We start from the raw sequence: 24,099 nt of genomic DNA, 5'->3' as shown, positions 1-24,099 counted from the left end.
ATGTATATCGCAATTTTCGCTAAGTTTGTTGCATTGAAAACAATTTATACGGATGAACATTAGAAATAGCTTTTTAGTTGCCGCGTCGTTATTGGTTTTTGGTTCGTGCACCACGCATCCGGGCGAACCGGTACGTAGGGGTACGCTGTATAACAATGAAAGCCACGTAGACAGCGAAGGGTATACCTTTTTTAAACAGGTACATGAAAAAGCCCTGTTTGAAACACAGTTGGCAAAACATGTAAGAACAACGGCAGCATCTGCCGAGGCTCAGGACCTGGCCGGTAAAGTCGTTGAAATATATGAACCGATGGCTGCGGAATTAGCAGATTTTGCCGCAGGGTTTTCGGTCTTGCTGGTTGATCACGGTGACCAGGGGTTCGCGGTGCCGCATCATTTCGAAGCCGATACATTGGGCGCGTTTGACAATGCAGGCTATATTGCACACGTACAACACGAACAGGGTGCCATCCTGGAGCAATTCAAACGTTTAAGCCGCAATACCGTTGAAGACCTTCAACATTATGCCGAGGAAAAGATGCCGGCGGTTAAGGAACTTTTCGCTGCGGCCGGTGGCCATGAAGACCACGGTGCCCATCATTGATTTAAATAACGAAGCGATGCCGAAGAAAAGCATAGTCACAGGTGTATTGTCATATGGGATGTCAGGACGTGTATTCCATGCGCCTTTCATCAACGAGAAGACGCGGTTTGAGTTGCGTGCGGTTGTGGAACGGCACGAGAAAAGAGCGCAGCAACGGTATCCGAATATTATCAGTTACGATTCGGTCAATGATTTGTTAAACGACGATGCCATCGAACTCGTCATCATCAATACGCCAAACAATACCCACGTAGACTATGCCACCCAAGCATTGGAAGCCGGTAAGCACATCTTGGTAGAGAAGCCTTTTGCTCCCAGCAGCGAAGAGGCAAAGAAGATTTTCGATTTGGGAAGGAAGGTAGGCAAGCACGTGATGGTTTTCCAAAACCGGCGTTGGGATAGTGATTTCAAATTGCTTAAGCGTGTTGTAGAGCGGCAGTCGGTAGGGGAACCCATCGAGTTGCACGTCCGGTTCGATCGTTACCGCCCCGAAAAGGGACCGAAGGTTTTCAAGGAACAGCCCATCCCTGCCAGCGGCGTGCTGTATGACTTGGGGCCGCACCTCCTCGATCAGGCAATCTGTTTGTTCGGGAAGCCCAAAAAAAGCATAAAGATTCTCGCCACCCACCGGGAGGGGTCTGAGGTCGACGATTTTTCTACGCTGGTGCTCAGTTATCCTAAAGGCTTGACCGTATTTATCCATGCGAGCCTGCTTGTGGCCAATCCGCTGCCAGCCTACGTGCTGCACGGTACCAAAGGGTCCTTTCAGAAAGTCAGGGCCGACGTTCAGGAAGACCAGTTGCAAGCCGGTATTTTACCCAAAGACCCTGAATATGGCATAGAGCCCCCGGGTAAGGAAGGGCTGATTACACTGATGAAACCTAACGGCGACCGCGAAATCCGCTACCGTGAGGCGCTAAAGGGCGACTACAACGACCTGTTCAACGCGGTGTACGCACAGATACGGCGGGATGAGCCTTTTCCTGTAAAAGAGGAAGAAATCCGCTGGCAGTTGGAAATTCTGGAACAGCAAGTTTGGAATGATTGATGACTAGGCATTACTGGGTAGCCACCCCCGCAGTAATAAGTTGTAAGCCCGCTTCAATACGATGGTTGGTTATGGTGAATTAACGCACCGCTAACATTAACGCAACGTTGCATTGTTATTATTGGCCGAATAACTTATGGCGGCCACATGATAGCAATGGTGAAGCATAAATATCCCCTTATAAACCGTGAAATAAGCTGGTTATATTTTAACGAGCGGGTACTGCAGGAGGCTGCCGACAAAACGGTGCCGCTTATCGAACGGCTTCGGTTTTTGGCTATTTTCTCATCCAATTTGGATGAGTTTTACCGGGTCAGGGTGGCCACCCTCAACCGTCTGGTAGATATCAACAACAAAACCAAAACCATGCTTGGCTTCAACCCCAAGAAAGTCCTCAACGAAATAAAGGATATCGTGGTGCGGCTCGAGAAGCGGTTCGACTACCTTTATGAGCAGGAAATCATCAAAGAACTCGAAGCCCAGAAAATCTTTATCATCAACGAGCAGCAACTCAACGTGGCGCGGGGTACATACGTGCGCGAATATTTCAGGCGCCAGGTGTTGCCCACCTTGGTACCCATCATGTTGGAGGAAGCGGATGCTGCCAAGCCGTTCCCGGAACTTAAGGATCGGCATACCTACTTCATCGTTAAGCTGACCTTCCGGAAGAAGGTAAAGTATGCGTTGGTGGAAATCCCAAGTCCGATTATTTCGCGTTTTCTCATACTGCCCGAAAATAACGGGCTGAAATTTATCATCCTGTTGGATGACATCATCCGGTATTGCCTGGACGATCTGTTCTTTATATTCGATCCCGGTTCCATCGAGGCGTATAGCATCCAGCTTACGCGCGATGCCGAATTGGATATAGACCCCAATATGAGCGAGAAATTTGTGGATGCACTGATGCATAGCCTGCAACGCCGCGAAAAAGGGCGGCCTATGCGGTTGTTGTACGACAGTGGCATTTCGCTCGATACGCTGGATTACCTGGTAGGGTGTATGCATTTGGATCCGGATGCGTTGATCCCCGGCGGCCGGTACCACAACTTCCGGGATTTTATCGACTTTCCCAATGTTGGCGGTCCGGAATTGGAGTATCCGCCCATGCCCCAATTGCGTGTCAATAATCTGGATCTTGGCCGGAGTATCTTCAGCCAGATGGCCCAACGCGATTACTTGGTTAGCCTGCCATACCAGTCGTTCGACTATATTGTGCATTTTCTCCGCGAAGCAGCCATAGATCCCAAAGTGCAGGAAATCAATATTTGCCTTTACCGACTGGCCGAAAATTCAAGTGTCATCAACGCGCTGATCAACGCGGCACAAAATGGCAAGAAAGTAAACTGCCTGATTGAATTGAAAGCACGTTTTGATGAAGAAGCCAACATATACTGGCGCAACAGGCTGGAGGAGGGTGGGGTCAATGTCAATATCGGGGTGGTGCAGTACAAAGTGCACGCCAAGGTATGCCTCGTTACACGCCGTGAAAAGCGGGGCTTGGTTTACTATGCAAACCTCGCAACGGGGAATTTCAATGAAAAGACGGCGAAGCGCTATTGCGACCACAGCCTGTTTACCATCGATCCCGCAATCACCAGCGACCTAAAGCATCTTTTCCGGGGGTTGGAGCGGCAGGTGTTCCGCCGAGACTATAAGTCGATCATTGCGTCGCCGTTAGGAACGCGGGCCCGGCTGTATCAGCTTATTGCCGGTGAAATAGAGGCAGCCAAATCGGGAAAGAAGGCCTACATGATACTGAAAATGAATAGCCTTTCGGATGAGGAGACGATTGAAAAACTCTATGAAGCCAGCAATGCGGGTGTAACGATCCAGCTTATTGTGAGGGGCATGTGTTGCTTGGTGCCGGGCCAGGTGGGCTATAGCGAGCGGATTACCGTGAGGAGTATCGTGGATCGCTATTTGGAGCACGCACGGGTCTGGATTTTCGGCAATGGCGGCGACGAGCTGATTTACCTGTCGTCTGCCGACTTCATGACACGCAATATCGACCGGCGGGTAGAAGTGGCATTTCCCATCATCGACGCACGTATCCGCAAGGAAATCCGCGACATCATCAATATCCAGTTGCGGGACAATACCAAGGCCCGCGAAATCAATCGGTCCAACAGCAACCGATACATCGGCGCCAAAAGTAAAATCAAGCACCGGGCCCAGGAAGATATCTACAATTACCTGAAATATAAATCTTAAGAAACGTGAGATACGCAGCAATAGACATTGGATCCAATGCGGTGCGGCTTTTGATAGCCGATATTATCAGAAACGACGATGTTGTATCGTTCAAAAAGAATACGCTGGTACGGGTGCCCCTGCGATTGGGCGATGATGCATTCATCGATCACCGGATATCCCAATCGAAGGGCGAGGATTTGGTAAAGACCATGGCCGCATTCCGGAACCTCATGGACGTATACAAAGTGAGCGAGTACATGGCCTGTGCTACCTCGGCCATGCGCGAGGCGGCCAATGGCAGCTCGCTGCTGCGCGAAATCAGCGATGCCGGTATCGACTTGCGGATTATCGATGGTAGTGAAGAAGCGAAGATCATCTACAACAGCCATATTGAACAGCATCTTAACAATAATAAGGCCTACCTGTATATCGATGTGGGTGGGGGTAGTACCGAGGTGTCTGTGTTTGCCGACGCCAAATGGATCGCATCGGCTTCATTCAATATCGGTACCATCCGCATATTAGATAACCAAGACAGCGAAGAAACCTGGAACGAGATGCGGACGTGGGTAAAAACCCATACGCAGGCATTCAAGGCGGTGTATGGTATCGGTACGGGTGGCAATATCAATAAACTATCACGGCTCGCAAATAATAATAAAGAAGACAAACCCATTTCATTTGCCAAGCTGAAATCCCTGTACGAATACCTCAGTTCTTTTTCGCTGAAAGACCGCATCAATGTGCTTGGGCTCAACCAAGACCGGGCAGATGTAATCATCCCTGCCTGCGAGATTTTCCTGACGTTGATGAAATACGGCCGTCTACGGCAGGTCATCGTTCCCCGCGTCGGGTTGGCGGATGGTATTATCCAGACGCTGATCGATAAAAACGGATAGTTGTAGGCAGGGTAGAAAAAACACGTGGCCGCTGTCCTTTCAAGGGCAGATGAGGGGACGATAAAATTGTATGATATGCAGGTTGCATATAAATACAATTTTATCTAAGTTTGCGCCAGTAAATCCTCAAGCGGAAGTGGCGAAATTGGTAGACGCACCATCTTGAGGGGGTGGCGCCCTACGGGCGTGGCAGTTCGAATCTGCTCTTCCGCACAAGACGAGAATTTCAGAAAATCTGGGTGGGGCTGCTCTAAAATTAGCAGCCCTTTCTCTTTGAGTATCTGTAGGTTATGCTTGAAGACAGGGTTGATGTAATTAGTTCTAAAAACCCCATTTACATAGGTCAACTTGTGTTTGAACTTTTCGTTCATCAATGATAACCACATCGTAAAGCTATGCTCTTCGGCCTTTTTCATCAAACAGGGCACATCCACCAGGTATTTCAATAGTTCTAACCGCTTCTCAACCCTGCTCGTAATGTTGACGGTAAGCTCGCTAATCTTCTCTCTTAATAGCAATATCTCATTATTCAGTTTCTTGTGCCAACGGTTGTAGGTAAAACTCGAAATTTCCTTTTCGAATAACCGTTCTTCGACGGCCATCATCTTTTCTTCTGCCTTTGCCAGCTCGGTTTTCGTTGCTTCCAACTCTTTTTTACGGATTGAAGAAGTCTTCTCCAAGCCGGTTAGCACCTTTTGCGTGATCCTGTCGATGTGCTCCTGCTTGAAGCTTAGGTGCGCTAATATCAGTTCCATCTTCTTATGCATCTTTGCGCCGGATAGATTTGTGCTGGAGTGCTTGATGCAACGGTAATAAACATAGCGTTTGGAGTATCCTTTTGTCCTTCCTGCTGTCACCTTGCCACCACAGCATGGCGCATAGAGTAATGTCTTTAGGGGAAATTCACTTTTTGGATGGGGATTTTCTTCCCGGCGATTGGCCTCGATAAGTTCCTGTGCCCGCCAATACTCCGCTTCGGTAATGATGGCTTCGTGGACTCCTTTGATTATTCGTTCCGGCTCGTTTGCTGTCCCTGTTACCCGTACAAGCCCGGCATATACCGGATTAGCCAATATCCGGGCAATTGCTCCGTTCGCCGTTTGCTTAAACCCCATTTTCTCCACGTCCTTTTGAATCAGGAATTGGGGGATACCGCACAAGTAGTCACGGAATATTTTCTGAATGATAAAGGCCTTTGACTCATCAACGACGATCATGCTCCGCTGGCCGGGTTCCCGGTTATTGAGGTAACCAAAAGGCGCAAGGTTGACATACCTGCCGGATTGCTGGGCTTGGCGGATGCCCATTTTGGCCCGCCGCCTTATGGTAAATAATTCCTGATTGGCAATAAGGTATTTAAATGCACGGAGCAGAAATACGGAGGGGTCAGAAGTGTCGATATCTACCGTTTCGCTTGTCGCCAGCACTTTCAGCCCGAACTTCTGCTGCAATTCTTCGATTTTCATCAACGCTTCAGGAAGGTTGCGGCTAAATCGGTCGTGATCCAGCACAATGAGGTATTTAACGGCACCTTTTTGCTCCTTGATGAATCGTTCCAACGCACGGTAATCCGGACGGTCAAACGTATAACTGCTTTCCCCGTCATCCACAAAGACCGAAACTAAACTTAGATTATTAGCATCGCAATAATCACGGATGCTTTTTTCCTGGTATTCCAGTGAATACCTAGACTGGTCTTTTTTACTGATCCTGACGTAACCGATTGCGCTCATTAATTTCCTCTTTTAAAATGATTTCAATGATGATTTCCGCCACTAAATTTAAGAAAAAATCTACGTCTTGGCAAGGTTTAATTTCTTGTTTTTCAGTTGATTGTTGTGAATTTTCTTGAGGCATGTTCGCTGCATTTAGTCAAAAGCAGCAAAGATGATTGAGGATTAGGTAAATGTTTGACAATCCGGTTGGGAAGCCGAATGAAAATATTTGAGAGAATGAAAAGCTATCCGCTAATCAGCGAATTTCTTGCCCCTTAACCATTTTTTCATGCTATCATAAAACGAAGCTGTTTTATCTCGGTATTCAGAAAATTCGTCGCGCATAAAATCATAACCATCCCATTTATTATAAAAACCATCCAATATTCCATACAACAGCGGGTCAATCCCTTTGAATTTCTGAAGGTCCTTGGAATAGTCAAATTCAGGGTTTGGATCGCATTTCAGGGCGAAGAATTTGCCAATAAATATATTTGCGGCTGACAAACTATAGCCTCCCTTAGTCTTATAAGCCTTTGATAATCTGTTGAGAAATCCCGGCTCCATTTTGTAGTCATTGTAGTCATACAGAAATTTCAATCTATCGAATCCCATAGCCAAATAAATAGGTAGCATCAACTTATGCGAAATGCTGTTTGTCATGTGCTCTGCCAATTGAATATCGAATAGCCGTTGGAAGACGTTACTTTGCCACATTGTATTCTTGAAGTTTCCCCCAAGGTAAAACTCATGGTAGTCCAAGTATACATGCAACAACTCGTGTGAAAAAGAATCCACACAATACGTGCCTATAGGGATATAGAACGTTGCTTGATTGCCTTGTGTGTAAACCGAATACTCATCATTTGCTGAATATTCAAATTCAACATTAAATTTTTCACACACAGTGTTATACATCTCCCGGTTCCTATCATCGATTAAACTTGATACGTCGATTATATTGCTCATATTAGGTATTGGAATAGAGATTTAAAGAAATATCTGCATGTCAACTAACGATTCAAGAAATTTTCTGACCTTATCAACAAGACATTCATACTGCTTAGGATCAGCTACAGTATTTGAAACCGTTTCTTTGCTATCATCAAGACCTTCAAAATTGATTCCGCACCTTTTTAAAAACCAACTTACTTTATGCAATGCCGCATAATTCGCATCTTTTGGCAGTTTATAATAAGGTGTCAGACTGGACCTTCTTAATTTTCCGTCTTTTACCCATAGGAGAAATTTACCATCACTGTCCTTTGTGTATCCGATGATTACATCACCGACAAAATCCATATCATTGCTAAAACAGGATTCGCGCTCAATTTGATTAAAGACGGACTTCGTTACCGCTTGTTACCTATGACAACCTCCCTGACGGTCACATTTAGTTGTGTCAATGTGTAATCTACCATTGTCGAACGTTTAGGACAATAAAGATATATAACTTATGTTGAATATTTCTTCTTTTGGCTTGTCGTCTTTATCCCGACATTTATAGAAATTCTCAAATATGCCGAAAAAAATTACATCCAACGAGTTAGCGAGCTTAAATCCAATAGATTTTACTTTGGAGGAGGTTTTGGATCTTATAGGACAACTCGTTGACCTTTCGTCGGATGAAGGCGACCGCGCTTTCCTTGATAAAGCCTTTTTATTATCGAAAGCAATAGATATTGATCGACTGGACAACCCTCGGCAAATACACTATCACTATTTTTTGGCCAATGCTTGGGCTGCTAAACGGCACTTTAATAGATTTGAAACAGAAGAAAGCTGGGACTACGATCAGGAAGAACTTACCAAAGAGCTTTACCACCTAAGAAAATGTATATCCATACCCGCATTCAAGGACGCTATGAAGGAATTTAAATGCCAGGTTTACACCAATTTGGGCAACCATTTTTCCCATGTTGGCAGATTTGTAGAAGCACAAGAGTATTGGAACATGGCGTTGAAAGTAATCCCGGATTTTCCAATGGCACTTGGAAATATTGGCCATGGACTACATGGCTATGCCGGATGCCTATACGACGATTCACATCGAAATATCTTCATGTACCATTCACACAAGTCGCTCCAAAACGCATTGCTATGGAAAGACTATATTTATCCAGCAGCATACGACTCGTTCCTACGACTTTATCAACATATTCGTATTCATTGGCCAACAGAATATCTGGACAAAGAACACTCCTTTGACTATGATTTAGGTACAGATAAAGGACTTGCCAATTACCGAAAATGGTGTGAAGAAAAAGCCTTATATATTAATCCCCTTAATGACCTATCGCCTTATAACATTGCCAGCCAAGACATTATGCATTTGCCAAGTATGACGGTTGCACCAGACGATCCACCAAAATTCCATTCTTTATTCAACCAAATTAAGCAGGAATATGGCACTGCGAGATTTCTTTTTTATGAGGGGACCCAGTTACCAGCGCAGAGCTACAGCAATGAAGACATCGTACTCGTAGATACGCTTGAATATGCGGAATATTCCCATAACCTTGAAAAGGTAAAGATTGCTTATCGTTTGGTCTATTCACTGTTTGATAAAATCGCCTATTTGCTGAATTTTTATTTAGGTATAGGCATAGAAAGAAATAGAACCAGTTTTCGCGGTTTGTGGCACGAACCCCAAAAAGGAAAGCCACTCCGCACCATTTTCCACAAAAACAAGAATCTTGCATTACGGGGACTCTATTGGCTAAGCAAGGACCTTTTCGACAAAGAAGATGCCCATCAGACAGTAATAGAACCTGAAGCAAAGGAGTTAGCCGAAATCCGTAATCATATAGAGCACAAATCTTTCAAGGTCGTTGAAAATGGCGGATCAGGTGCGGATGAGTCAGATGAAATGACATATTCCATTGGACGGGGAGAACTGGAAAGGAAAACTTTAAAACAAATGAAATTAATCCGGTCAGCGATTATATATACTTCATTGGCCATACATCATGAAGAAAAAACCAAAGAGCCAAAGTTAACCATACCATTTACTCTGCCAAATATGCGATTTGAAGACAAAATATGAATCTGTATTGTCATACGTTATTGTAATGGCCGTGACATTCTTTGGCGGTCATTCAATGGATAGCCGTTTTGATAAATTATCAAACATTTCACTAAGCGCGCGATAAATAACGAGCATTTCATCATTATCCATAACAATCGTTCCATGCAGATACCTTACCTTATTCCTTGCGATAAACAGCTTGTTAAAAATGTCCCGTTGAATCTGCTCAAATTCCGAAAATGGCTTTTTATGCTTCTTATTGAAAGCAGATTGTATTGCTTTATGGTTGGTCTTACCGCTTACGTTTTTATCCGTCGCAAGTAGTAAATCAATCTTGGCTAGGAGTTCAATTGTACTAAAAGAGTTATCAATGAAAGCAACAAGATGGTTGTTCTCCAAAGCATATTTGCTCGTTGCTAAAAATTGCTTTGCGACCTTGAGATGTTCTTCACACGCTTTCTTATTGTATTGAAAATCGAATGTTAGTTGGTAGGTGTCTTTGAGCAGCAGTAGGGTTACGTGACCACAATTCAAATATTGTTCCTCGTTAGGTCTTATATATTCCACGTCATCTTTAGAAGGCCAAAAGCCATCAACAGTACTATCAACTCCTTTTTTAAGTTTGACTTGTACAGAGACTTCCTCATTCAGTCTAATAATTTGCGGCTTTCCATCCGGGAAAAACAGTGCTTGGGCCGCAAGTAACTTGAAATCCTCGCCAATTAGTCCTTGCTTTTTCCGGTCACGGATTTCCGGCTCAAAAAACAAATTCATGAGATTGTTATAAATATTATCAGCCAGGTCCTTTTCCATTCCAATTGAGAGGTTATCGTTTCAGCGTTTGTTGTAATACGGTTTCCCTCGTAGCGCCTATTTCAATCTGCCTATCAATCAGTAGTTTATTTTCCTCAATGAAAGTCAACAGGTAGTTCGGTTCTTCAGGATGCTCCCAATCAATATCCCAAAGATTTAATGTATAACGCGATGTCTTAGCTGGAGAACGTTTGCCCCCAAATGATAACATCAATGCAACTTCATAACCGATGGCCTCTAACTCTGCTAAATTGAATGCTATTCGTTCCACATGGGTATGTGCGGCTCCATAATGTAAGACTGGCGCAAAATTATTAAATATCAATTGATGACCGTTCATGTTATACCGATATGAAAATTCGGGGTCGTCGGCGTTAACGAATCGCCCGTTGGTGCTCAGCAGGCGGAAAGATACATTTTCCTCATTTTGAAGTTGGGAAAAGTTGAATAGGATAACGGAAAGATCCAGTAAATAGGAATCACCATTATTGGTGATGAGTTCCGGCTTTATGAATCCTTCAATATTAGGGTATTTGATTTTCTTAAATAAAGCCTCTATTAAATAATGTGGTGCAGGTTTCGTTTGCCCGTCTAATCTTGCATAGTAGGTGTTTTTATACTGATGTGGCGAATATGGGCTTTGTTGAACCTCGAACACATAAACGACGTTCCCATTGTCCTGCAATATCCCGACGTCAATTCCTATTGGTAGGGGCGTTATAGAATCAGAAATCTTGTTTATTAGCCAGTCCTTTTCCTTTAGTGTACTTAAAGGTGATAATGCCCCTTGGAATACCTTATTATTATTACCTCCAGGAATACCTTCCGGGGCACCCCAAATAAGTACGCCTCCCTCAGAATTTAAAAAAGCACATATCCCCCTTATTACCCCTTCAAAGTTATTATTAAAATTCCCATGTTGGGCCGAGAACCCCTTAAACTCTAATCGAGTAGACTCCTCTTTAACATCAATAAAGAAATCAACAATGTCTCCATATTCGAGCGCATCTAATTCCTTATTGAAAACGATACCTGAAAAATTTGTTTTAGGCATAACGAAACGGCAGCCGTTAATTTATCAATACTTAAAATCCCACACCCTCCCCAACAGGATTGTCAACTAATCCCAACACATCCCCCCAACTTTGGCTATAAATATACACAATAGCCATGAACAATGACATTCCCAAAAGAAACAGGTGTAACCGCCATCCCACGCACAGCACGGCGTGGGGCATAAAAAGGACCAAAGGCAATCCGCGTCAACGCATCCGACAGGTGCTTCGCGCGGCGATACCCCTTGCTGAAGTCGAAAAGATCACGCTGGACGACACACCCAAATTACCCTAACACGCGTTAGCAAAATTCAAGGCACCAGCTCCCTGTCACCGCACGTCCGATAGGGAAGAGGTGGCCCCACGCGGGTGGGGAGCAAGATGTATTTTTGTCCACAAAAAATCTTGCCGACCCGCGGTCGGGCCACCCACTTCGGAACTCGTGGACTGCCAGGGGAGGAGCCGTTGACTCACCACACCACCATGGGAAGAAAGAAAGTTAATAACCCCGAAAGCCTGCTCACGCACCCCATCCGCACCCGCGTGGATGAGCAGACATACCATAGGCTGGAAAAGCTGGTAAAGGAAAGCGACTGCCGAAGCATCGGCGAGGTCGCGCGGAAAATCCTGTCCAATCAGCGCATCAACTGCCTCCACCGGGATATCACGCTCAACGGTGCGATGGAAGAAATGGCACTCATACGAAAGGAAATCAAGGCCATTGGCGTCAATATCAACCAGCAGACGCACCGATTCCACGTCGCTGAAACGCCCACCGAACGCGCCTTCCATCACATCAAAACCAGCGCCGAATACAATCGTATCGAGCCGAAAATAGAACAGCTCCTATCCATCATCTCCAAACTCGCCCAACGATGGTTGCCAAAGTCATAAGCGGAAAAGACATCGGCGGCGTGCTGCGGTATAATGAGCACAAAGTGGAAGAGGGTCAGGCGCACCTTATCCTCGCCAGTGGCTTCGCCGGCGAAATCGACCAGCTGAACACCGCGCAAAAAATCCAGCGCTTCCAGCATCTCACCATGCTCAACGCCCGGGTGAAGACCAACGCCCTGCACATTTCCCTGAATTTCGATCCTTCGGAGAAGCCCGACGATGGTACACTGCAACGCATCGCTATGGATTACATGGAACGCGTGGGTTTCGGCGACCAGCCCTTCCTCGTTTACCGTCATCTGGATGCCGCGCATCCCCACGTCCACATCGCCACCGTCAACATCCGCGCGGACGGCAGCCGCATCGATATCCACAACATCGGCCGGACGCTATCCGAAGCAGCCCGCAAGGAAATCGAGGAAAAATACCAGCTCGTCAAAGCCGAAGGCCGGACGGAAAAGCAGGGACAGGGAATCACCGCCGCCGATCCCCAAAAAGTTACTTACGGCAAGTCGCCCACCAAGCACACCATCACCAATATCGTGAACGCCGTCATAAATAACTACAGCTTCACCAGCATCCCGGAGTTAAACGCCGTCCTCAGCCAATTCAACATTACCGCAGACAGGGGCAAAGAAGGCACCCGGATGCACCAGCGCGGCGGCTTGCAATACTGGATCACCGACACCCAAGGAAACAAAACCGGTGTACCCATAAAAGCCAGTAGCATCTACGGTAAGCCCACGCTCGCCAATCTGGAAACACGCTTCCAAAAAAGCAACAAAAGGCGCCAGCCTCACAAGAATGACTTGACAGAACGGATAAACCAAGTCCTGACCGCCTATAACCAACTCACCAGAGGTACCTTCACCAAGGAACTCGCTACCTTCGGCATCCACTCCGTCTTCCGCGAGAGCGAGCAAGGTACAATATACGGCATCACCTACGTGGATAACCACCACCGAACCGTTTTTAACGGCAGTGATCTCGGCAGGGCCTACACAGCTAGGGGCATTACGGCGCAATTGGGCCAACAGGACATCCGCGCCACACCCAGTGCCAACAACACCCAGCAACGGAAACAACATGAACAACGCCCACAGCGAAAGACCTACCTGCGCCCGGCACCGAAGCCAACCGATTACTTGCAAAAGGCACTCAAAAAACTGCCCACCGTCTCTGGCACCACCGGCGGCAAGTCCCTACTGGAATCCCTGCTCGGTCGCACCGGGCCCGAATACGGCCCGTTCATCCCGAAGCGAAAGAAGAAGAAACGCCGCAAACGTCCAGATGACCAACAAGGCCACAGCCTATGACATAAGGCGTAGCCCAGAACCCACGCATTACGAATGCGTAGTTCCACATACACTTCATGGAATATATCATATCTCACGTCTCAAACCCCGAAGGGCTCATTGATGCCAATAGCATTAAACATATAATCAATAATCCCATATCCATTAAACAATGAACACCGGAGAAGATATCCAATCCCTACGCAAAATAGCCGATCTAAGTAGGCTCATCAGCCTCACTGTCCTCGGCTTCCATTGTTACCTCACCTGTTACCTGGCCTTCCGACGCTGGGGCCTCACGGCGGGGATTACGGACAGTCTCTTGGCTAATCTGCTTACCACGGGCCTGTTTGACGGCAACTTCCGTCCCAAATTAGCTGCTCTCACATTCCTCGCCATTTCACTCCTTGGTGTCAAGGGGCGTAAGGATGAGAAAGTCGATAAACGGAGCATCGGCATCCATATCTCACTTGGTCTCACAGGCTATTTCGCCAGCCCACTCGTCCTGCATGTGCCCCTGTCCGTGGAAATGCTTGCCGCCGCCTACATCGGTGCCACCGCCACCGGCTACCTTGCCATCCTTGTGGGCGGTACGCGCCTCTCCCGTCTCATCAGTTTCACGTTGCAGCAGGATACATTCAACACCGATAACGAGACGTTCCCACAGGAAGAGCGGCTCCTGGAAAACGAATACTCCGTCAACCTGCCTGCCAAATACCGTCTTAAGAAGAAGATACGCGACAGCTGGATCAACTTCATCAATCCCTTCCGCGGTCTGCTCGTCATCGGCACCCCCGGCGCCGGGAAATCCTATTTCGTCATCCGTCACATCATCGACCAACACATTCGTAAGGGGTTCACCATGTTCGTCTACGACTTCAAGTACGACGACCTCACCCGCATCGCCTACAACAAGCTGCTGCAATACCACAACAATTACCCCAAACCGCCCAAGTTCTACATCATCAATTTCGATGACCTCAGCCGCACCCATCGGTGCAACCCCCTCAATCCGCACAGCATGGACGACATCACCGATGCTACCGAAGCGTCACGGACAGTCATGCTTGGCCTCAATAGGGAATGGATCAAGAAACAGGGTGACTTCTTCGTGGAGTCCCCCATCAACTTCCTCACGGCCATTATCTGGTACCTGCGCCGGTACCGGGACGGTAACTTTTGTACATTGCCCCATGTCATCGAACTGATGCAGGTGGACTATGACCCGCTCTTCGCCATCCTCAGCCAGCAGGACGAGATCAAGACACTCATCAATCCCTTCATCTCCGCCTTCCAAAACAACGCCAAGGAACAATTGGAAGGGCAGATCGCCTCCGCCAAGATAGGCCTCGCCCGGCTGTCCTCGCCGCAGCTTTACTACGTCCTCTCCGGAAACGACTTCACGCTGGACGTCAACAATCCGCATGATCCCAAAATTATCTGTGTAGGTAACAATCCCGAAAAACTCCAGACCTACGGTGCAGTGCTCTCCCTCTATATCTCCCGAATGATCAAGCTCGTCAACAAAAAAGGCAGGCAGAAAAGCAGCCTCATCTTCGATGAATTTCCCACTATCTACTTTAATAACATCGACAGCCTCATCGCTACCGCCCGTTCCAACAAGGTCGCCACCACCATCGCCGTGCAGGACTTCAGTCAGCTCAAAAAGGATTATGGTTCCGAACAGGCCGACGTCATCGCGGGCATTGTCGGCAATGTCATCGCTGGCCAGGTCACCGGCGCTACGGCCAAGACGCTTTCCGAAACCTTTGGCAAGATTATGCAGGAGCGCAATAGTAGCACGCTCAGCAGCAGCGACACTACCTTCACCAAGTCTGCGCAGCTGGACTACGCCATTCCCGCCTCCAAAATCGCCACGCTATCTTCCGGTAGCTTCGTCGGCATGGTCGCCGACAACCCCGAGGAAAAGATTGCCTTGAAGGTGTTCCATGCCGAAGTCCAGAATGACCACGCCGCCATCGCTGCGGAAGAGGCCACTTACAAGGACATCCCGAAGATTGCGACGGTCGCCACCGAGGACATCCGGGAAAATTACCTGAAAATAAAGCGTGAAGTCAGGGAGCTGATGTTGGATGAACTGGAACGGATTGAACGGGAGCAGTCTGTGGAGCAGTTGGATAAAAAGGAGCAACAATCGGCGCCCGAACAATCTTGCCAACAAGAGAAAAATGCCGATGACCAAACTGGTCCAGCGTTTTCCTTGTGAGCATCAAGCTATCCCATAAACCAATATTATAAACCCAGTAAGTACGTCTCGCGCTAAATGCTGATGAAAGAGAGGTCGCCATCGCACGCTCGAAATGGCATAAGAAATAAGCGGTGTAGGGGGATTAGAAAACGAAAGGTTTCCAAACGGGGAGAATGGAAACCTTTACTAACCAATTATAAACCTAAATTATGATGATGCAAAGATAGTGTATTTTTTACACTAAGCAAATTATTTATGGAATTTTTTTGGCTTACCGTAGACGTCACCTAACGGCACGGTGAAAAACATCTCGCAGTTCTTTATTCCGCGCTTTCCGGAGCTTGCGCTCCTCCCGGCGCTGCTTTTTAAGGGCATCCATGCGTTTTAACCATAGCGCACGCTGCGTCATGGCCCCATACCTGTAGCGGTTATCGTCCCTTGCGGCTGCCTTGTGATCGGCCTTTTTTTGGCTCGTGTCAAAAAAAGGGACATGCCTATCATCCGGGGTCACCAGCACATTGCCGCTGATCACCGAATGGGTGCCGTTCGGATTGACAATCACATCGCCCGTGCGCACGGAATGGGTGCCATCGGAATTCACAATGATATTTCCCATGGCAACGGAATGCGTCCCATCCGGGTTGACGATTACCTGCGCCTGTGCACTGGCACTGCATGCCAATAGTGTAATCAGGGACGTGAAAAATTTGTTCATGGACATGGCCGTATCCTCCTTTCTGTGTGAAGATAAACAACTTTGAGGGAAATTGGTGTAATCCTTCATCCTATCTAGCATCAATTTTACAAAAGGCAGGAATTTATGCTCCTTTGCCTTACCTTTGGTAAAAGCACCCGATGGAAAAAGCAACAACACCCGAAGAACTCCCTCGATTGGTCACCGAGGCTTGGAATGCCAGGCGCGCCGATTGGCTTGCCGCATTTTTTTCAACAATGTATTTGGCAAGTTCTCCACTAAGAATGCCAATATTGCTTTCAATGTATCCTTCTATGTTTGTCACACCTCGCTATTTATAATATCCTAACTTACAACGGCACTCCTCTATTTTTTAGTGTTCAGGAAATCAAAAAATTATCGGATATCGTTTAGCTTGAAATCCTTTAAAATATCAGTAAATCATCTAATAGTCGCGACATTATCAATCTCAACAATTTCATATATAGGTAATACACGGTCAAACGAACCCGAATAGCTCACACGTTCCGGATTTTTGTTTTGCTCTTTATAAGATTGTAAGAGGTTTTGGAACTCTTCTGCATTGGCAACATTGAACAATCCTTTTACCTTTTCAAAAAATCTTTGTGATACCAACTTTCCAAGCAAATCCAGATTTCCTCGACTTCGGTATATATAAGTAATCGGGAACCAGTAGCTTCCCGACAATTCGGCCACATAATGGCAAAGCAAGTCCGCATCTATAAGTTGGTCTTTTGACATTCCTTTCGGTATTCTTTTAATAATCAAATCAGCCATCGGGCTGAAAAAATTTTGAGAAAATGCCTGGTTATAATACTGTTTTATGGATGCGATATGACCATACAACTCAGTAAAATGCTTCGGATTCGCTTTATCTTCATAGCGACTTTTGAAGAAGTAGTTAGAATGTAGCAATTCTTCAATAACCATGTAGTTTTCGTTTTTTAACCCCAAAGCGATAAGATAGAGGAATATTTCATGCACAAAAAACCTAAAGTTATCATAGTCGCCGTCATACCATTGACCCCTTTCATCCCTTGGATAAGTCAATTGTGGTGTTCGTTCCAAAAAGTGAATAAGAATGTCAATATCAAACTGATCCCCAAGTTTAAAAACCTTGTCGAAAAATAGAATAAAGTCATCCCGTAAAGGGGTGTACGATTGAATGTTGTCGCAAATTGTTTTCCCCGCTTCAATCGTATCGCGGGAAGTAAACGTAATTACAAATTCATCAATGCTTGTATAATATTCATCCAAAAAATCCCGGATCATGGGATTCAGTCTATTGGGGTTTTTATTGACCAGATTGTCAAAGCTCCGTACAAGAGAAGACGTCTTTTGATGGTGCGGTGTATCCTCGAATAAATACGGAGGGGGTGTGCCTATTTTCGGTTTGCTGTATGCCGGTCTTTTGAAAATGTTTCTTAATAGATTTTCATAATTGTTCTCAAAATCCGTCTGTTCGCTGAAGTCCAGGTAAATCCTGCCTTTCAAATAGGTGGGCATGTGGGCATCTCCTTTGTCATCTTTTTCCGTGACGATAGGGATGAACTTTTCCTGTGATACATTTTCGTATATCTGCGGACTGATAATCTGCGTTTCTGTACCCACACCACCTGCCCGTTGTTCGGCTTTGTCCGCGTATTTTTTGTCCAGTATAATCAGTACACGTTGAATATCGTTGGATCTCACCATTGATTCCATAAAAGTGTACTTGTCCTGGCCTTCCTTGAGATCCCATTTATCAATGGTCACATCCACGCCATCTGCGACCAACCGCTCTGCCAGGTTGACAACCCAGTTTTCGTGATCAGGGTTACTCCAACTATAGGAAATAAATACTTTAGGATGATTACTCATAATTGTTCTCTCATTTCAGCTGATGTGTTTTGTCGATTCGTCTAATCCTCAATTTTAGCAATTATTTTGGAAACTTATTAGATGAAAATAATTCTTCAGCCACGCAAAACAAACGCCCTGCATTTACGTTATTGACAATATCTTTAGATAAGAAAAGTCCGGTAATCCCAAAATTCCGGGCTTTTCGCTTTTTCAGAGAGCGGGGTTTGACTATCATTTAAACGTATGATGCACGTATGCAGGGCGTATTGTTAGATTCTACAAATAAGTCCCCTTAATTCCCCACACATTTGGAAACTAGTTTATATTCTGTTTACCTTTGTTTTGTATTAAATTAATCATGACGTGGCGGATAACGGTAAATATACGGATCAGGAACTCCTTTTTCTTTTAAATGCAGGCGACGCAGATGCTTTTACCGTGCTTTACCGACACTATCACGATGTTCTTTATCTGTACGCTTATCGATTGACCGAGGATGAAGGCTATGCGGATGATATCGTACAAGATATTTTCCTCTCCCTTTGGGAAAAGCGCGGAAGCATTGATGAGCGTATTATTTTGAAGCCGTATCTTCTCCGAGCGGCTCGTTACAAATACCTTAATATTATTCAGCACCTAAAAGTGAGACAGAAAACTGTTGACGATTTGCAGCACTATCTTGATGAGGCAGTCTATCATGTTGACGATCATATTGAAGAGAAAGAACTCTTCGAGCGGCTCCAAATGATAGTCGAACGGTTGCCCGGTAAGATGGCAGATGTGTTCCGGATGCGGCAGGATAACGTGCCGGATGAGCAAATCGCCGATCGGTTAGGGATTTCCGAAAAAACCGTTAAAAACCTTATGAGCCAAACCATGAAAGCGTTACATCAGCGCTTTCGCAGTTTTTTTTTCTTCCTGTTTTAACGGCCTTGTAGCGGTCTAATTTCCCTATCTCAAAAAAAGTGAAAATTTTTCGGGAAAAAGCCGGGCATTAACTGACTTGATTATAAAGGCACGTTAGAAACAGACATGGCGCACAACGCAAACGAACTGCTTGAAAAGTACCGGAAGGGTACCTGTACTCCTGAGGAAAGGCGATTAGTAGAACACTATCTGAACAAAAAGGTACAGGATAGTTCGCTTTTTCCGGATGAACGGCGCATGCAGGCATCGGCCGATCGGTTAGATGCAGCTTTCAGGCAGCACACGGAATCACGGCGTTCGCTGCATATTGGCAGATGGCTGCCTTATGCCGCTGCCATCCTGCTCATTACCTTCTTAGGTATATGGGGTTTCTTTGGCGACCAACTCCTGAATCATAAAACGGCCATTGCAGATACGCACGATATTGCCCCCGGCGGGAACAAAGCGACGCTCACCCTTGCAGACGGCCAAACAATTGTATTAGACGAAACTCGAACCGGCATCATTGTCAGAAACGAGGACATCACCTATAGTGACGGCACTACACAGGTTGCGATATTAGATCGAGTTGAGGTGTCCTCTACACCGGAGACGTTGACACTTATCACTCCCAAAGGGGGTACCTATCAAATCACCCTTCCTGATGGCTCCCAAGTTTGGTTGAATGCGAATAGTGCACTGAAATATCCTTCCCATTTTACGGGTAATGAACGATTGGTCGAGATTTCGGGAGAAGCCTATTTTTCCGTAGCAAGGAACAAGGATAAGCCCTTTAAGGTAATCAGCAGAGGCCAGCAAATTGAAGTGTTGGGTACCGGATTTAACGTCTCTGCCTACCCAGACGATCCTGAGATAAAGACGACATTGGTAGAGGGGGCTGTACAAATCGTAAACCTAACGTCCAAAATCGTAAATAAACTTCTACCTGGGGAACAAAGCATTACCCAAGAAGCTACAACAGCCGTTCGGCAGGTGGATCCAAATCAGTACATCGCCTGGAAAGATGGCAGGTTCTATTTCGACCATACACCGTTCGATGAGATGATTCGGCAGGTGGCACGCTGGTATGATATAGAAGTAGTTTATAGCAAGGGTATTCCCAAAGAATCGTTTACAGGTGAAATGGCCCGTGATTTAACGCTACAGGCAACATTGGACCTATTGGATATTTCTGACGCGGTGATCAGCTTGGAGGGACGTACACTAATTGTACAGTAGAAATGAAGCCTAGTAAATAAGAAGCCTAGTAAATAACCAGATTATAAATAGATAAATCATGACACGATGAGAAAGACATAACAATAAAAACGTGAAAGGGAAGTGCGGCCAACACTCCCCTTCGCGTCCAAACAGCACCAGTATAATCCGAATTATAAATTATAACTAGTTTGAGGCTATTTAAACATACAAACGTAATGATAAATTATGTATTTTACCTATTGGCAGGGAAAAATGGGGCCAATTGGGTAATCCAATTATTCCGAATTATGAGACTAACGTCGCTGCTTTTGGCTATAATCTGTCTACATGTAAGTGCCAAAACATTGTCCCAGACAGTTACCTTAAATGTCAACCGACAACCTATTACACAGGTTCTTGCTTCTATCAAAGCCCAAACGGGTTATTTGATCGTATATAACGACCGGTATGTAACACAGGATCTGTTGGTTTCCCTTAACGTCGTAGACAAGCCATTGGAAGCTGTGCTTGATCAGGTCCTGACGCCGCGTGCTTTGACTTACCAAATTCAAGGTAAAACCATCGCTATAAGAGGACGACGTGGCCTTCGTAGTGTTGGGAAGGATGCGCCAGAGACTTCTATGTCACAGGAGCGAATTATAACAGGCAAAGTAACTGATGAATCTGGTCAACCGTTAGCAGGAGTAACTGTAGCCATCAAGGGTACTTCTTTGGCCGTCACCACTGATGACACTGGCAATTATCGGGTAGAAATTCCTATAAATGGAAATACGTTAGTTTTTACTATCGTAGGATTCGAGGCGGTCGAATGGCCAATTGGAAACCAGTCAACGATTAGTATATCGATGAAACCATCGGTAAGCGATTTGGAGGAGGTGGTAGTGGTAGGGTATGGGACGCAAAAGAAAGTCAACCTAACGGGTTCGGTGCAGTCGATTACCTTCAATGATGCGGTCAATACCCCTGTGGCGAATTCTGCCCAGCTGATGTATGGTAAGTTTTCGGGGGTTCAATTAACACAGAATGGAGGCCTTGCAGGCAACGATGCCTCTTCAGTATTGATCCGTGGGGTTGGAACTTTCGGCAATACCAATCCATTGGTAGTCATAGACGGAATACAGTTCGATGGTCTACGGGAATTCAATCAGCTGGCTCCATCGGATATCGAAAACATAACGGTATTGAAAGATGCTTCCGCAGGCGCTATTTACGGCGCGCGTGGTGCCAATGGCGTGATTATCGTGACGACTAAGAAGGGAATGGCAGATAATTTCAAGGTAGAATTGAATTCATACTTCGGTTCGCAGCGGCCTACGGTAGTGCCGGAATTCCTTGATGCGATTGGTTATACAGCGTATATTAATGAATTATTAGTCAATAATGCAGGAGGGAATCCCGAAGCAGCCCGTTATTCGTCAGCAGATATAGAGGCGATCAGAAACGGTACGGATCCCTACAGATTTGCCAGCACCAACTGGACGGATGAAATTTTGAAGGATGCCGGGGTACACAATCATTACTTGTCTTTCTCCGGCGGATCGAAAAAGACACTTTACCGACTGTCATTGGGCTATCTATCGCAGGATGCTATCGTGAAAGGCAAATTTAAGTACGACCGCTATAATTTCCTTGCCAATGTATCGTCGCATCTAAATAATTGGATTTCGGTTAATAATAATTTTTCGGCGGCTTTGGAAAAAAGTAAGGGGCCTTCCGGCGGTGACGGAACTGCAGCTACTATATTAGCGGGCGCTTCAAGGGCTCCAACGGTACCGGTCAGGTATGCCAACGGAGATTACGGTTTTGTAGACGGTAGTTTTTATTCCAGCTCTCCATTGACGGGCCAACCAAATCCCGTCAAATTGGGAGAATTCGGAAATTATAAATCGGAGTATTATAACTTCAAAGAGCGGTTCAACGTGGTTTTGGAGCCGATTAAAGGGCTGACCTTTGAAACATCGTTGTCATTATACCTGATATTCCAGGATCAATCCGATTTTACCCCGTACAATGAAAACAGAGATTGGGACGGCAATGTCGTGTCGGCCGGCAGCTACAATCAGTTGACCAATCGATTTGACAAAAATTACCGAATATTGAACGATAACTTAGTGCGCTATAAAATGGTCTTTGGTGAGCAGCATGATTTTTCATTCATGGTTGGACACTCGGTCATGTATGACAATACCGATTGGTTCAGTGGCGGTTTGGAGAATTTTCCTTCGGAAAACCTTGAGGAGTTCAACTCAGGGGGCGTGTCAAATCCCTCCGTGGCGGGATCACGGGCTGAAGTGACCTTGCAATCGTTTTTCTCGCGTATCAATTACGCCTATAAAGACCGTTATCTGTTTGAAGCAAATTTCAGGCGGGATGGATCCTCACGATTCGGCCCGGGAAGAAGATATGGTAACTTTCCTTCGTTCTCAGCAGGATGGCGGCTTTCCGAGGAATCTTTCCTTAAAAATATCCTAAACAACAGATGGGTCAATCAGGTGAAGTTAAGAGGTAGTTGGGGAAGGACTGGCAATAACCGTATCGGCAACTATATCTATGATCAAACTTACAATTCCGGTTTGGACTATGTATTAGGAAGTGGTACCATCGTGAGCGGAGCTGCGTTGACAAGTCTGGCAAATCCGACGATCCGATGGGAAACTACCGAACAAATGGATATCGGGCTGGATGCAAGTTTATTGTCAGGTAAGGTATTTCTTGAAGGTGATTATTTCCGGAGACGGAGCTTTGATGTCTTGTATACCAACTTTCCGGTCCCTTCCACCATAGGCGTCACCGACATTGCTGCGCAGAATTCAGCGGAAATCTTGAACAAGGGAGTCGAAGTGAATGTAGGGTACAATCATCGTGGCGATTTTGCTTACCAGGTGAGTGCCAATTTTACCCGGATGGCTCCGAATAAGGTGGTCAATCTTGGCGATCGTGGAATCCCAACCATTAATAATAATACAATCATTACATCCGGAGAGCCCTTTATGGCTTACTACGGTTATCAGCATACCGGTATTTTTCAAACGGTTGAAGAGATCGAGAATTCTCCTGGGCAATTTGGAGATGTATTGGCTCCGGGTGATCTGAAATTCAGCGATGTAAGCGGTCCGGCCGGTGTTGCCGACGGTATTGTTGATGCATTCGACCGGGTGGTAATCGGCAACCCGTATCCTGAGTGGATGTACGGATTGAACGGATCATTGTCTTACAGGGGATTCGATATGGGTTTCACATTTCAGGGAATTCAGAACGTGGATCGCATCGTTATGGGCGACGCGAATCTGCTTGGTGGGAATGAGGTATCCAATGTGTTCAGGTATTTCGAAAACAGATGGACAACGGATAATCCTTCGACAGAGATTATCAAAGCAGGCGGATCAAGGAATAACGTCCAGAAGCTATCGACCTATTACATCGAAGACGCATCTTTTTTGAGGCTGAAAAATGTTGAGATCGGTTACAGTTTTCCAGAAAGATGGACCCATAGAATGCGGATGCAGAAACTTCGTTTTTATGTGGCCGGGCAGAACCTGCTGACATTCTCCCAGATGGAGAATTTTGATCCGGAAAGACTGTCGACGACCACAGGGGTCAACACGGTCCCGATCTACAAAACGGTAACTTGCGGGGTAAATATTGTATTTTAATTTAGA

General features: G+C 45.9%; 20 protein-coding genes, 1 tRNA gene and 1 pseudogene. 14 read left to right on the top strand and 8 right to left on the bottom strand.

Annotated features, from left to right (window positions below):
- The first annotated feature begins 52 nt into the window (after nucleotides 1–52).
- The 5 genes from ACEVG1_RS11880 (at nucleotide 53) to ACEVG1_RS11860 (ending at nucleotide 4,960) form a co-directional block, all read left to right on the top strand.
- Nucleotides 53–604 (top strand): hypothetical protein, encoded by a 552-nt coding sequence (locus tag ACEVG1_RS11880; protein WP_374743897.1) that lies wholly within the window; start codon nucleotides 53–55, stop codon nucleotides 602–604.
- Nucleotides 525–1,652, top strand: a complete 1,128-nt coding sequence (locus tag ACEVG1_RS11875; RefSeq protein WP_374743896.1) for a Gfo/Idh/MocA family oxidoreductase — start codon at nucleotides 525–527, stop codon at nucleotides 1,650–1,652. Before ACEVG1_RS11880 ends, ACEVG1_RS11875 begins: the two co-directional genes overlap by 80 nt.
- Nucleotides 1,653–1,808: 156 nt before the next feature.
- The gene (ppk1, locus tag ACEVG1_RS11870; RefSeq protein ID WP_374743895.1) at nucleotides 1,809–3,866 is read left to right on the top strand and encodes a polyphosphate kinase 1; all 2,058 of its coding nucleotides are present in this window, start codon (nucleotides 1,809–1,811) and stop codon (nucleotides 3,864–3,866) included.
- A gap of 5 nt (nucleotides 3,867–3,871) precedes the next feature.
- Entirely contained in the window at nucleotides 3,872–4,747 is an 876-nt protein-coding gene (locus ACEVG1_RS11865; protein ID WP_374743894.1) for an exopolyphosphatase, read from the top strand.
- Nucleotides 4,748–4,877: 130 nt separating this feature from the next.
- Nucleotides 4,878–4,960, top strand: a tRNA-Leu gene (locus ACEVG1_RS11860).
- A gap of 737 nt (nucleotides 4,961–5,697) precedes the next feature.
- Here ACEVG1_RS11860 and ACEVG1_RS11855 read toward each other — a convergent pair.
- The 4 genes and pseudogenes from ACEVG1_RS11855 to ACEVG1_RS11840 form a co-directional block, all read right to left on the bottom strand.
- A pseudogene (locus ACEVG1_RS11855) lies at nucleotides 5,698–6,480 on the bottom strand (recombinase family protein); the annotation flags it as partial.
- Nucleotides 6,449–6,604, bottom strand: coding sequence for a hypothetical protein (locus ACEVG1_RS11850; RefSeq protein WP_374743893.1), 156 nt, complete (start codon nucleotides 6,602–6,604; stop codon nucleotides 6,449–6,451). The gene ACEVG1_RS11850 and the pseudogene ACEVG1_RS11855, both read right to left, overlap by 32 nt.
- Before the next feature lie 110 nt (nucleotides 6,605–6,714).
- Entirely contained in the window at nucleotides 6,715–7,431 is a 717-nt protein-coding gene (locus ACEVG1_RS11845) for a hypothetical protein (RefSeq protein WP_374743892.1), read from the bottom strand.
- Nucleotides 7,432–7,452: 21 nt separating this feature from the next.
- Nucleotides 7,453–7,764 carry a hypothetical protein gene (locus ACEVG1_RS11840; protein ID WP_374743891.1) on the bottom strand — a complete coding sequence of 104 codons (312 nt, stop codon included), beginning with the start codon at nucleotides 7,762–7,764 and terminating at the stop codon, nucleotides 7,453–7,455.
- 217 nt (nucleotides 7,765–7,981) lie between these two features.
- Between ACEVG1_RS11840 and ACEVG1_RS11835 the strand changes: the two genes are divergently transcribed.
- Nucleotides 7,982–9,508: an LA2681 family HEPN domain-containing protein gene (locus ACEVG1_RS11835; RefSeq protein WP_374743890.1), complete on the top strand. Its 1,527-nt coding sequence runs from the start codon at nucleotides 7,982–7,984 to the stop codon at nucleotides 9,506–9,508.
- Nucleotides 9,509–9,556: 48 nt separating this feature from the next.
- On the opposite strand, the gene ACEVG1_RS11830 is transcribed toward ACEVG1_RS11835, so the two are convergent.
- Together ACEVG1_RS11830 and ACEVG1_RS11825 are read right to left on the bottom strand one after the other, a co-directional pair.
- Nucleotides 9,557–10,303, bottom strand: a complete 747-nt coding sequence (locus ACEVG1_RS11830; protein ID WP_374743889.1) for a hypothetical protein — start codon at nucleotides 10,301–10,303, stop codon at nucleotides 9,557–9,559.
- Between the two features lie 13 nt (nucleotides 10,304–10,316).
- Nucleotides 10,317–11,357 (bottom strand): helix-turn-helix domain-containing protein, encoded by a 1,041-nt coding sequence (locus ACEVG1_RS11825; RefSeq protein WP_374743888.1) that lies wholly within the window; start codon nucleotides 11,355–11,357, stop codon nucleotides 10,317–10,319.
- Between the two features lie 116 nt (nucleotides 11,358–11,473).
- Here ACEVG1_RS11825 and ACEVG1_RS11820 point away from each other — a divergent pair, with 116 nt between their 5' ends.
- The 4 genes from ACEVG1_RS11820 (at nucleotide 11,474) to mobC (ending at nucleotide 15,774) form a co-directional block, all read left to right on the top strand.
- A complete protein-coding gene (locus tag ACEVG1_RS11820; protein ID WP_374743887.1) occupies nucleotides 11,474–11,653 on the top strand; it encodes a hypothetical protein in 180 nt (59 codons plus the stop codon).
- 188 nt (nucleotides 11,654–11,841) lie between these two features.
- A complete protein-coding gene (locus ACEVG1_RS11815) occupies nucleotides 11,842–12,252 on the top strand; it encodes a mobilization protein (protein WP_374743886.1) in 411 nt (136 codons plus the stop codon).
- Nucleotides 12,234–13,568: a relaxase/mobilization nuclease domain-containing protein gene (locus ACEVG1_RS11810; RefSeq protein ID WP_374743885.1), complete on the top strand. Its 1,335-nt coding sequence runs from the start codon at nucleotides 12,234–12,236 to the stop codon at nucleotides 13,566–13,568. Before ACEVG1_RS11815 ends, ACEVG1_RS11810 begins: the two co-directional genes overlap by 19 nt.
- Nucleotides 13,569–13,719: 151 nt before the next feature.
- Nucleotides 13,720–15,774, top strand: a complete 2,055-nt coding sequence (mobC, locus tag ACEVG1_RS11805; protein ID WP_374743884.1) for a conjugal transfer protein MobC — start codon at nucleotides 13,720–13,722, stop codon at nucleotides 15,772–15,774.
- Between the two features lie 265 nt (nucleotides 15,775–16,039).
- Here the strand turns inward: mobC and ACEVG1_RS11800 are convergent, their stop codons facing one another.
- Nucleotides 16,040–16,471: a hypothetical protein gene (locus ACEVG1_RS11800; protein WP_374743883.1), complete on the bottom strand. Its 432-nt coding sequence runs from the start codon at nucleotides 16,469–16,471 to the stop codon at nucleotides 16,040–16,042.
- A gap of 140 nt (nucleotides 16,472–16,611) precedes the next feature.
- Here ACEVG1_RS11800 and ACEVG1_RS11795 point away from each other — a divergent pair, with 140 nt between their 5' ends.
- The gene (locus tag ACEVG1_RS11795; protein ID WP_374743882.1) at nucleotides 16,612–16,791 is read left to right on the top strand and encodes a hypothetical protein; all 180 of its coding nucleotides are present in this window, start codon (nucleotides 16,612–16,614) and stop codon (nucleotides 16,789–16,791) included.
- 100 nt (nucleotides 16,792–16,891) lie between these two features.
- Here ACEVG1_RS11795 and ACEVG1_RS11790 read toward each other — a convergent pair whose 3' ends face one another.
- Nucleotides 16,892–18,331, bottom strand: a complete 1,440-nt coding sequence (locus ACEVG1_RS11790) for a toll/interleukin-1 receptor domain-containing protein (protein WP_374743881.1) — start codon at nucleotides 18,329–18,331, stop codon at nucleotides 16,892–16,894.
- A 345-nt stretch (nucleotides 18,332–18,676) separates the two neighbouring features.
- On the opposite strand from ACEVG1_RS11790, the gene ACEVG1_RS11785 reads away from it, so the two are divergent.
- The 3 genes from ACEVG1_RS11785 (at nucleotide 18,677) to ACEVG1_RS11775 (ending at nucleotide 24,093) form a co-directional block, all read left to right on the top strand.
- Complete coding sequence (locus ACEVG1_RS11785; protein ID WP_374743880.1) at nucleotides 18,677–19,240, top strand: RNA polymerase sigma factor; 564 nt, start codon at nucleotides 18,677–18,679, stop codon at nucleotides 19,238–19,240.
- A gap of 105 nt (nucleotides 19,241–19,345) precedes the next feature.
- On the top strand, nucleotides 19,346–20,458 hold the full coding sequence (locus ACEVG1_RS11780) for a FecR family protein (RefSeq protein ID WP_374743879.1): 1,113 nt from the start codon (nucleotides 19,346–19,348) through the stop codon (nucleotides 20,456–20,458).
- 197 nt (nucleotides 20,459–20,655) lie between these two features.
- Entirely contained in the window at nucleotides 20,656–24,093 is a 3,438-nt protein-coding gene (locus ACEVG1_RS11775; protein ID WP_374743878.1) for a TonB-dependent receptor, read from the top strand.
- Nucleotides 24,094–24,099: the final 6 nt, after the last annotated feature.

It is taken from the genome of Parapedobacter sp. 2B3 (assembly GCF_041925275.1).
Lineage (GTDB): Bacteria > Bacteroidota > Bacteroidia > Sphingobacteriales > Sphingobacteriaceae > Parapedobacter > Parapedobacter pyrenivorans_A.
Note: the sequence above shows the minus strand (reverse complement) of the source record. Positions and strands in the feature narration are given on the sequence as shown.

Excerpts from the sequence above, each read along its gene's own strand:
- ACEVG1_RS11845 (WP_374743892.1), bottom strand. The coding sequence starts at position 7,431 with ATGAGCAATATAATCGACGTATCAAGTTTAATCGATGATAGGAACCGG.
- ACEVG1_RS11795 (WP_374743882.1), top strand. The coding sequence starts at position 16,612 with ATGGAAAAAGCAACAACACCCGAAGAACTCCCTCGATTGGTCACCGAG.
- ppk1 (WP_374743895.1), top strand. The coding sequence starts at position 1,809 with ATGGTGAAGCATAAATATCCCCTTATAAACCGTGAAATAAGCTGGTTA.
- ACEVG1_RS11800 (WP_374743883.1), bottom strand. The coding sequence starts at position 16,471 with ATGAACAAATTTTTCACGTCCCTGATTACACTATTGGCATGCAGTGCC.
- ACEVG1_RS11830 (WP_374743889.1), bottom strand. The coding sequence starts at position 10,303 with ATGGAAAAGGACCTGGCTGATAATATTTATAACAATCTCATGAATTTG.
- ACEVG1_RS11825 (WP_374743888.1), bottom strand. The coding sequence starts at position 11,357 with ATGCCTAAAACAAATTTTTCAGGTATCGTTTTCAATAAGGAATTAGAT.
- ACEVG1_RS11820 (WP_374743887.1), top strand. The coding sequence starts at position 11,474 with ATGAACAATGACATTCCCAAAAGAAACAGGTGTAACCGCCATCCCACG.
- ACEVG1_RS11775 (WP_374743878.1), top strand. The coding sequence starts at position 20,656 with ATGATAAATTATGTATTTTACCTATTGGCAGGGAAAAATGGGGCCAAT.
- ACEVG1_RS11815 (WP_374743886.1), top strand. The coding sequence starts at position 11,842 with ATGGGAAGAAAGAAAGTTAATAACCCCGAAAGCCTGCTCACGCACCCC.
- mobC (WP_374743884.1), top strand. The coding sequence starts at position 13,720 with ATGAACACCGGAGAAGATATCCAATCCCTACGCAAAATAGCCGATCTA.
- ACEVG1_RS11835 (WP_374743890.1), top strand. The coding sequence starts at position 7,982 with ATGCCGAAAAAAATTACATCCAACGAGTTAGCGAGCTTAAATCCAATA.
- ACEVG1_RS11840 (WP_374743891.1), bottom strand. The coding sequence starts at position 7,764 with ATGGATTTTGTCGGTGATGTAATCATCGGATACACAAAGGACAGTGAT.
- ACEVG1_RS11780 (WP_374743879.1), top strand. The coding sequence starts at position 19,346 with ATGGCGCACAACGCAAACGAACTGCTTGAAAAGTACCGGAAGGGTACC.
- ACEVG1_RS11875 (WP_374743896.1), top strand. The coding sequence starts at position 525 with ATGCCGAGGAAAAGATGCCGGCGGTTAAGGAACTTTTCGCTGCGGCCG.
- ACEVG1_RS11850 (WP_374743893.1), bottom strand. The coding sequence starts at position 6,604 with ATGCCTCAAGAAAATTCACAACAATCAACTGAAAAACAAGAAATTAAA.
- ACEVG1_RS11880 (WP_374743897.1), top strand. The coding sequence starts at position 53 with ATGAACATTAGAAATAGCTTTTTAGTTGCCGCGTCGTTATTGGTTTTT.
- ACEVG1_RS11790 (WP_374743881.1), bottom strand. The coding sequence starts at position 18,331 with ATGAGTAATCATCCTAAAGTATTTATTTCCTATAGTTGGAGTAACCCT.
- ACEVG1_RS11810 (WP_374743885.1), top strand. The coding sequence starts at position 12,234 with ATGGTTGCCAAAGTCATAAGCGGAAAAGACATCGGCGGCGTGCTGCGG.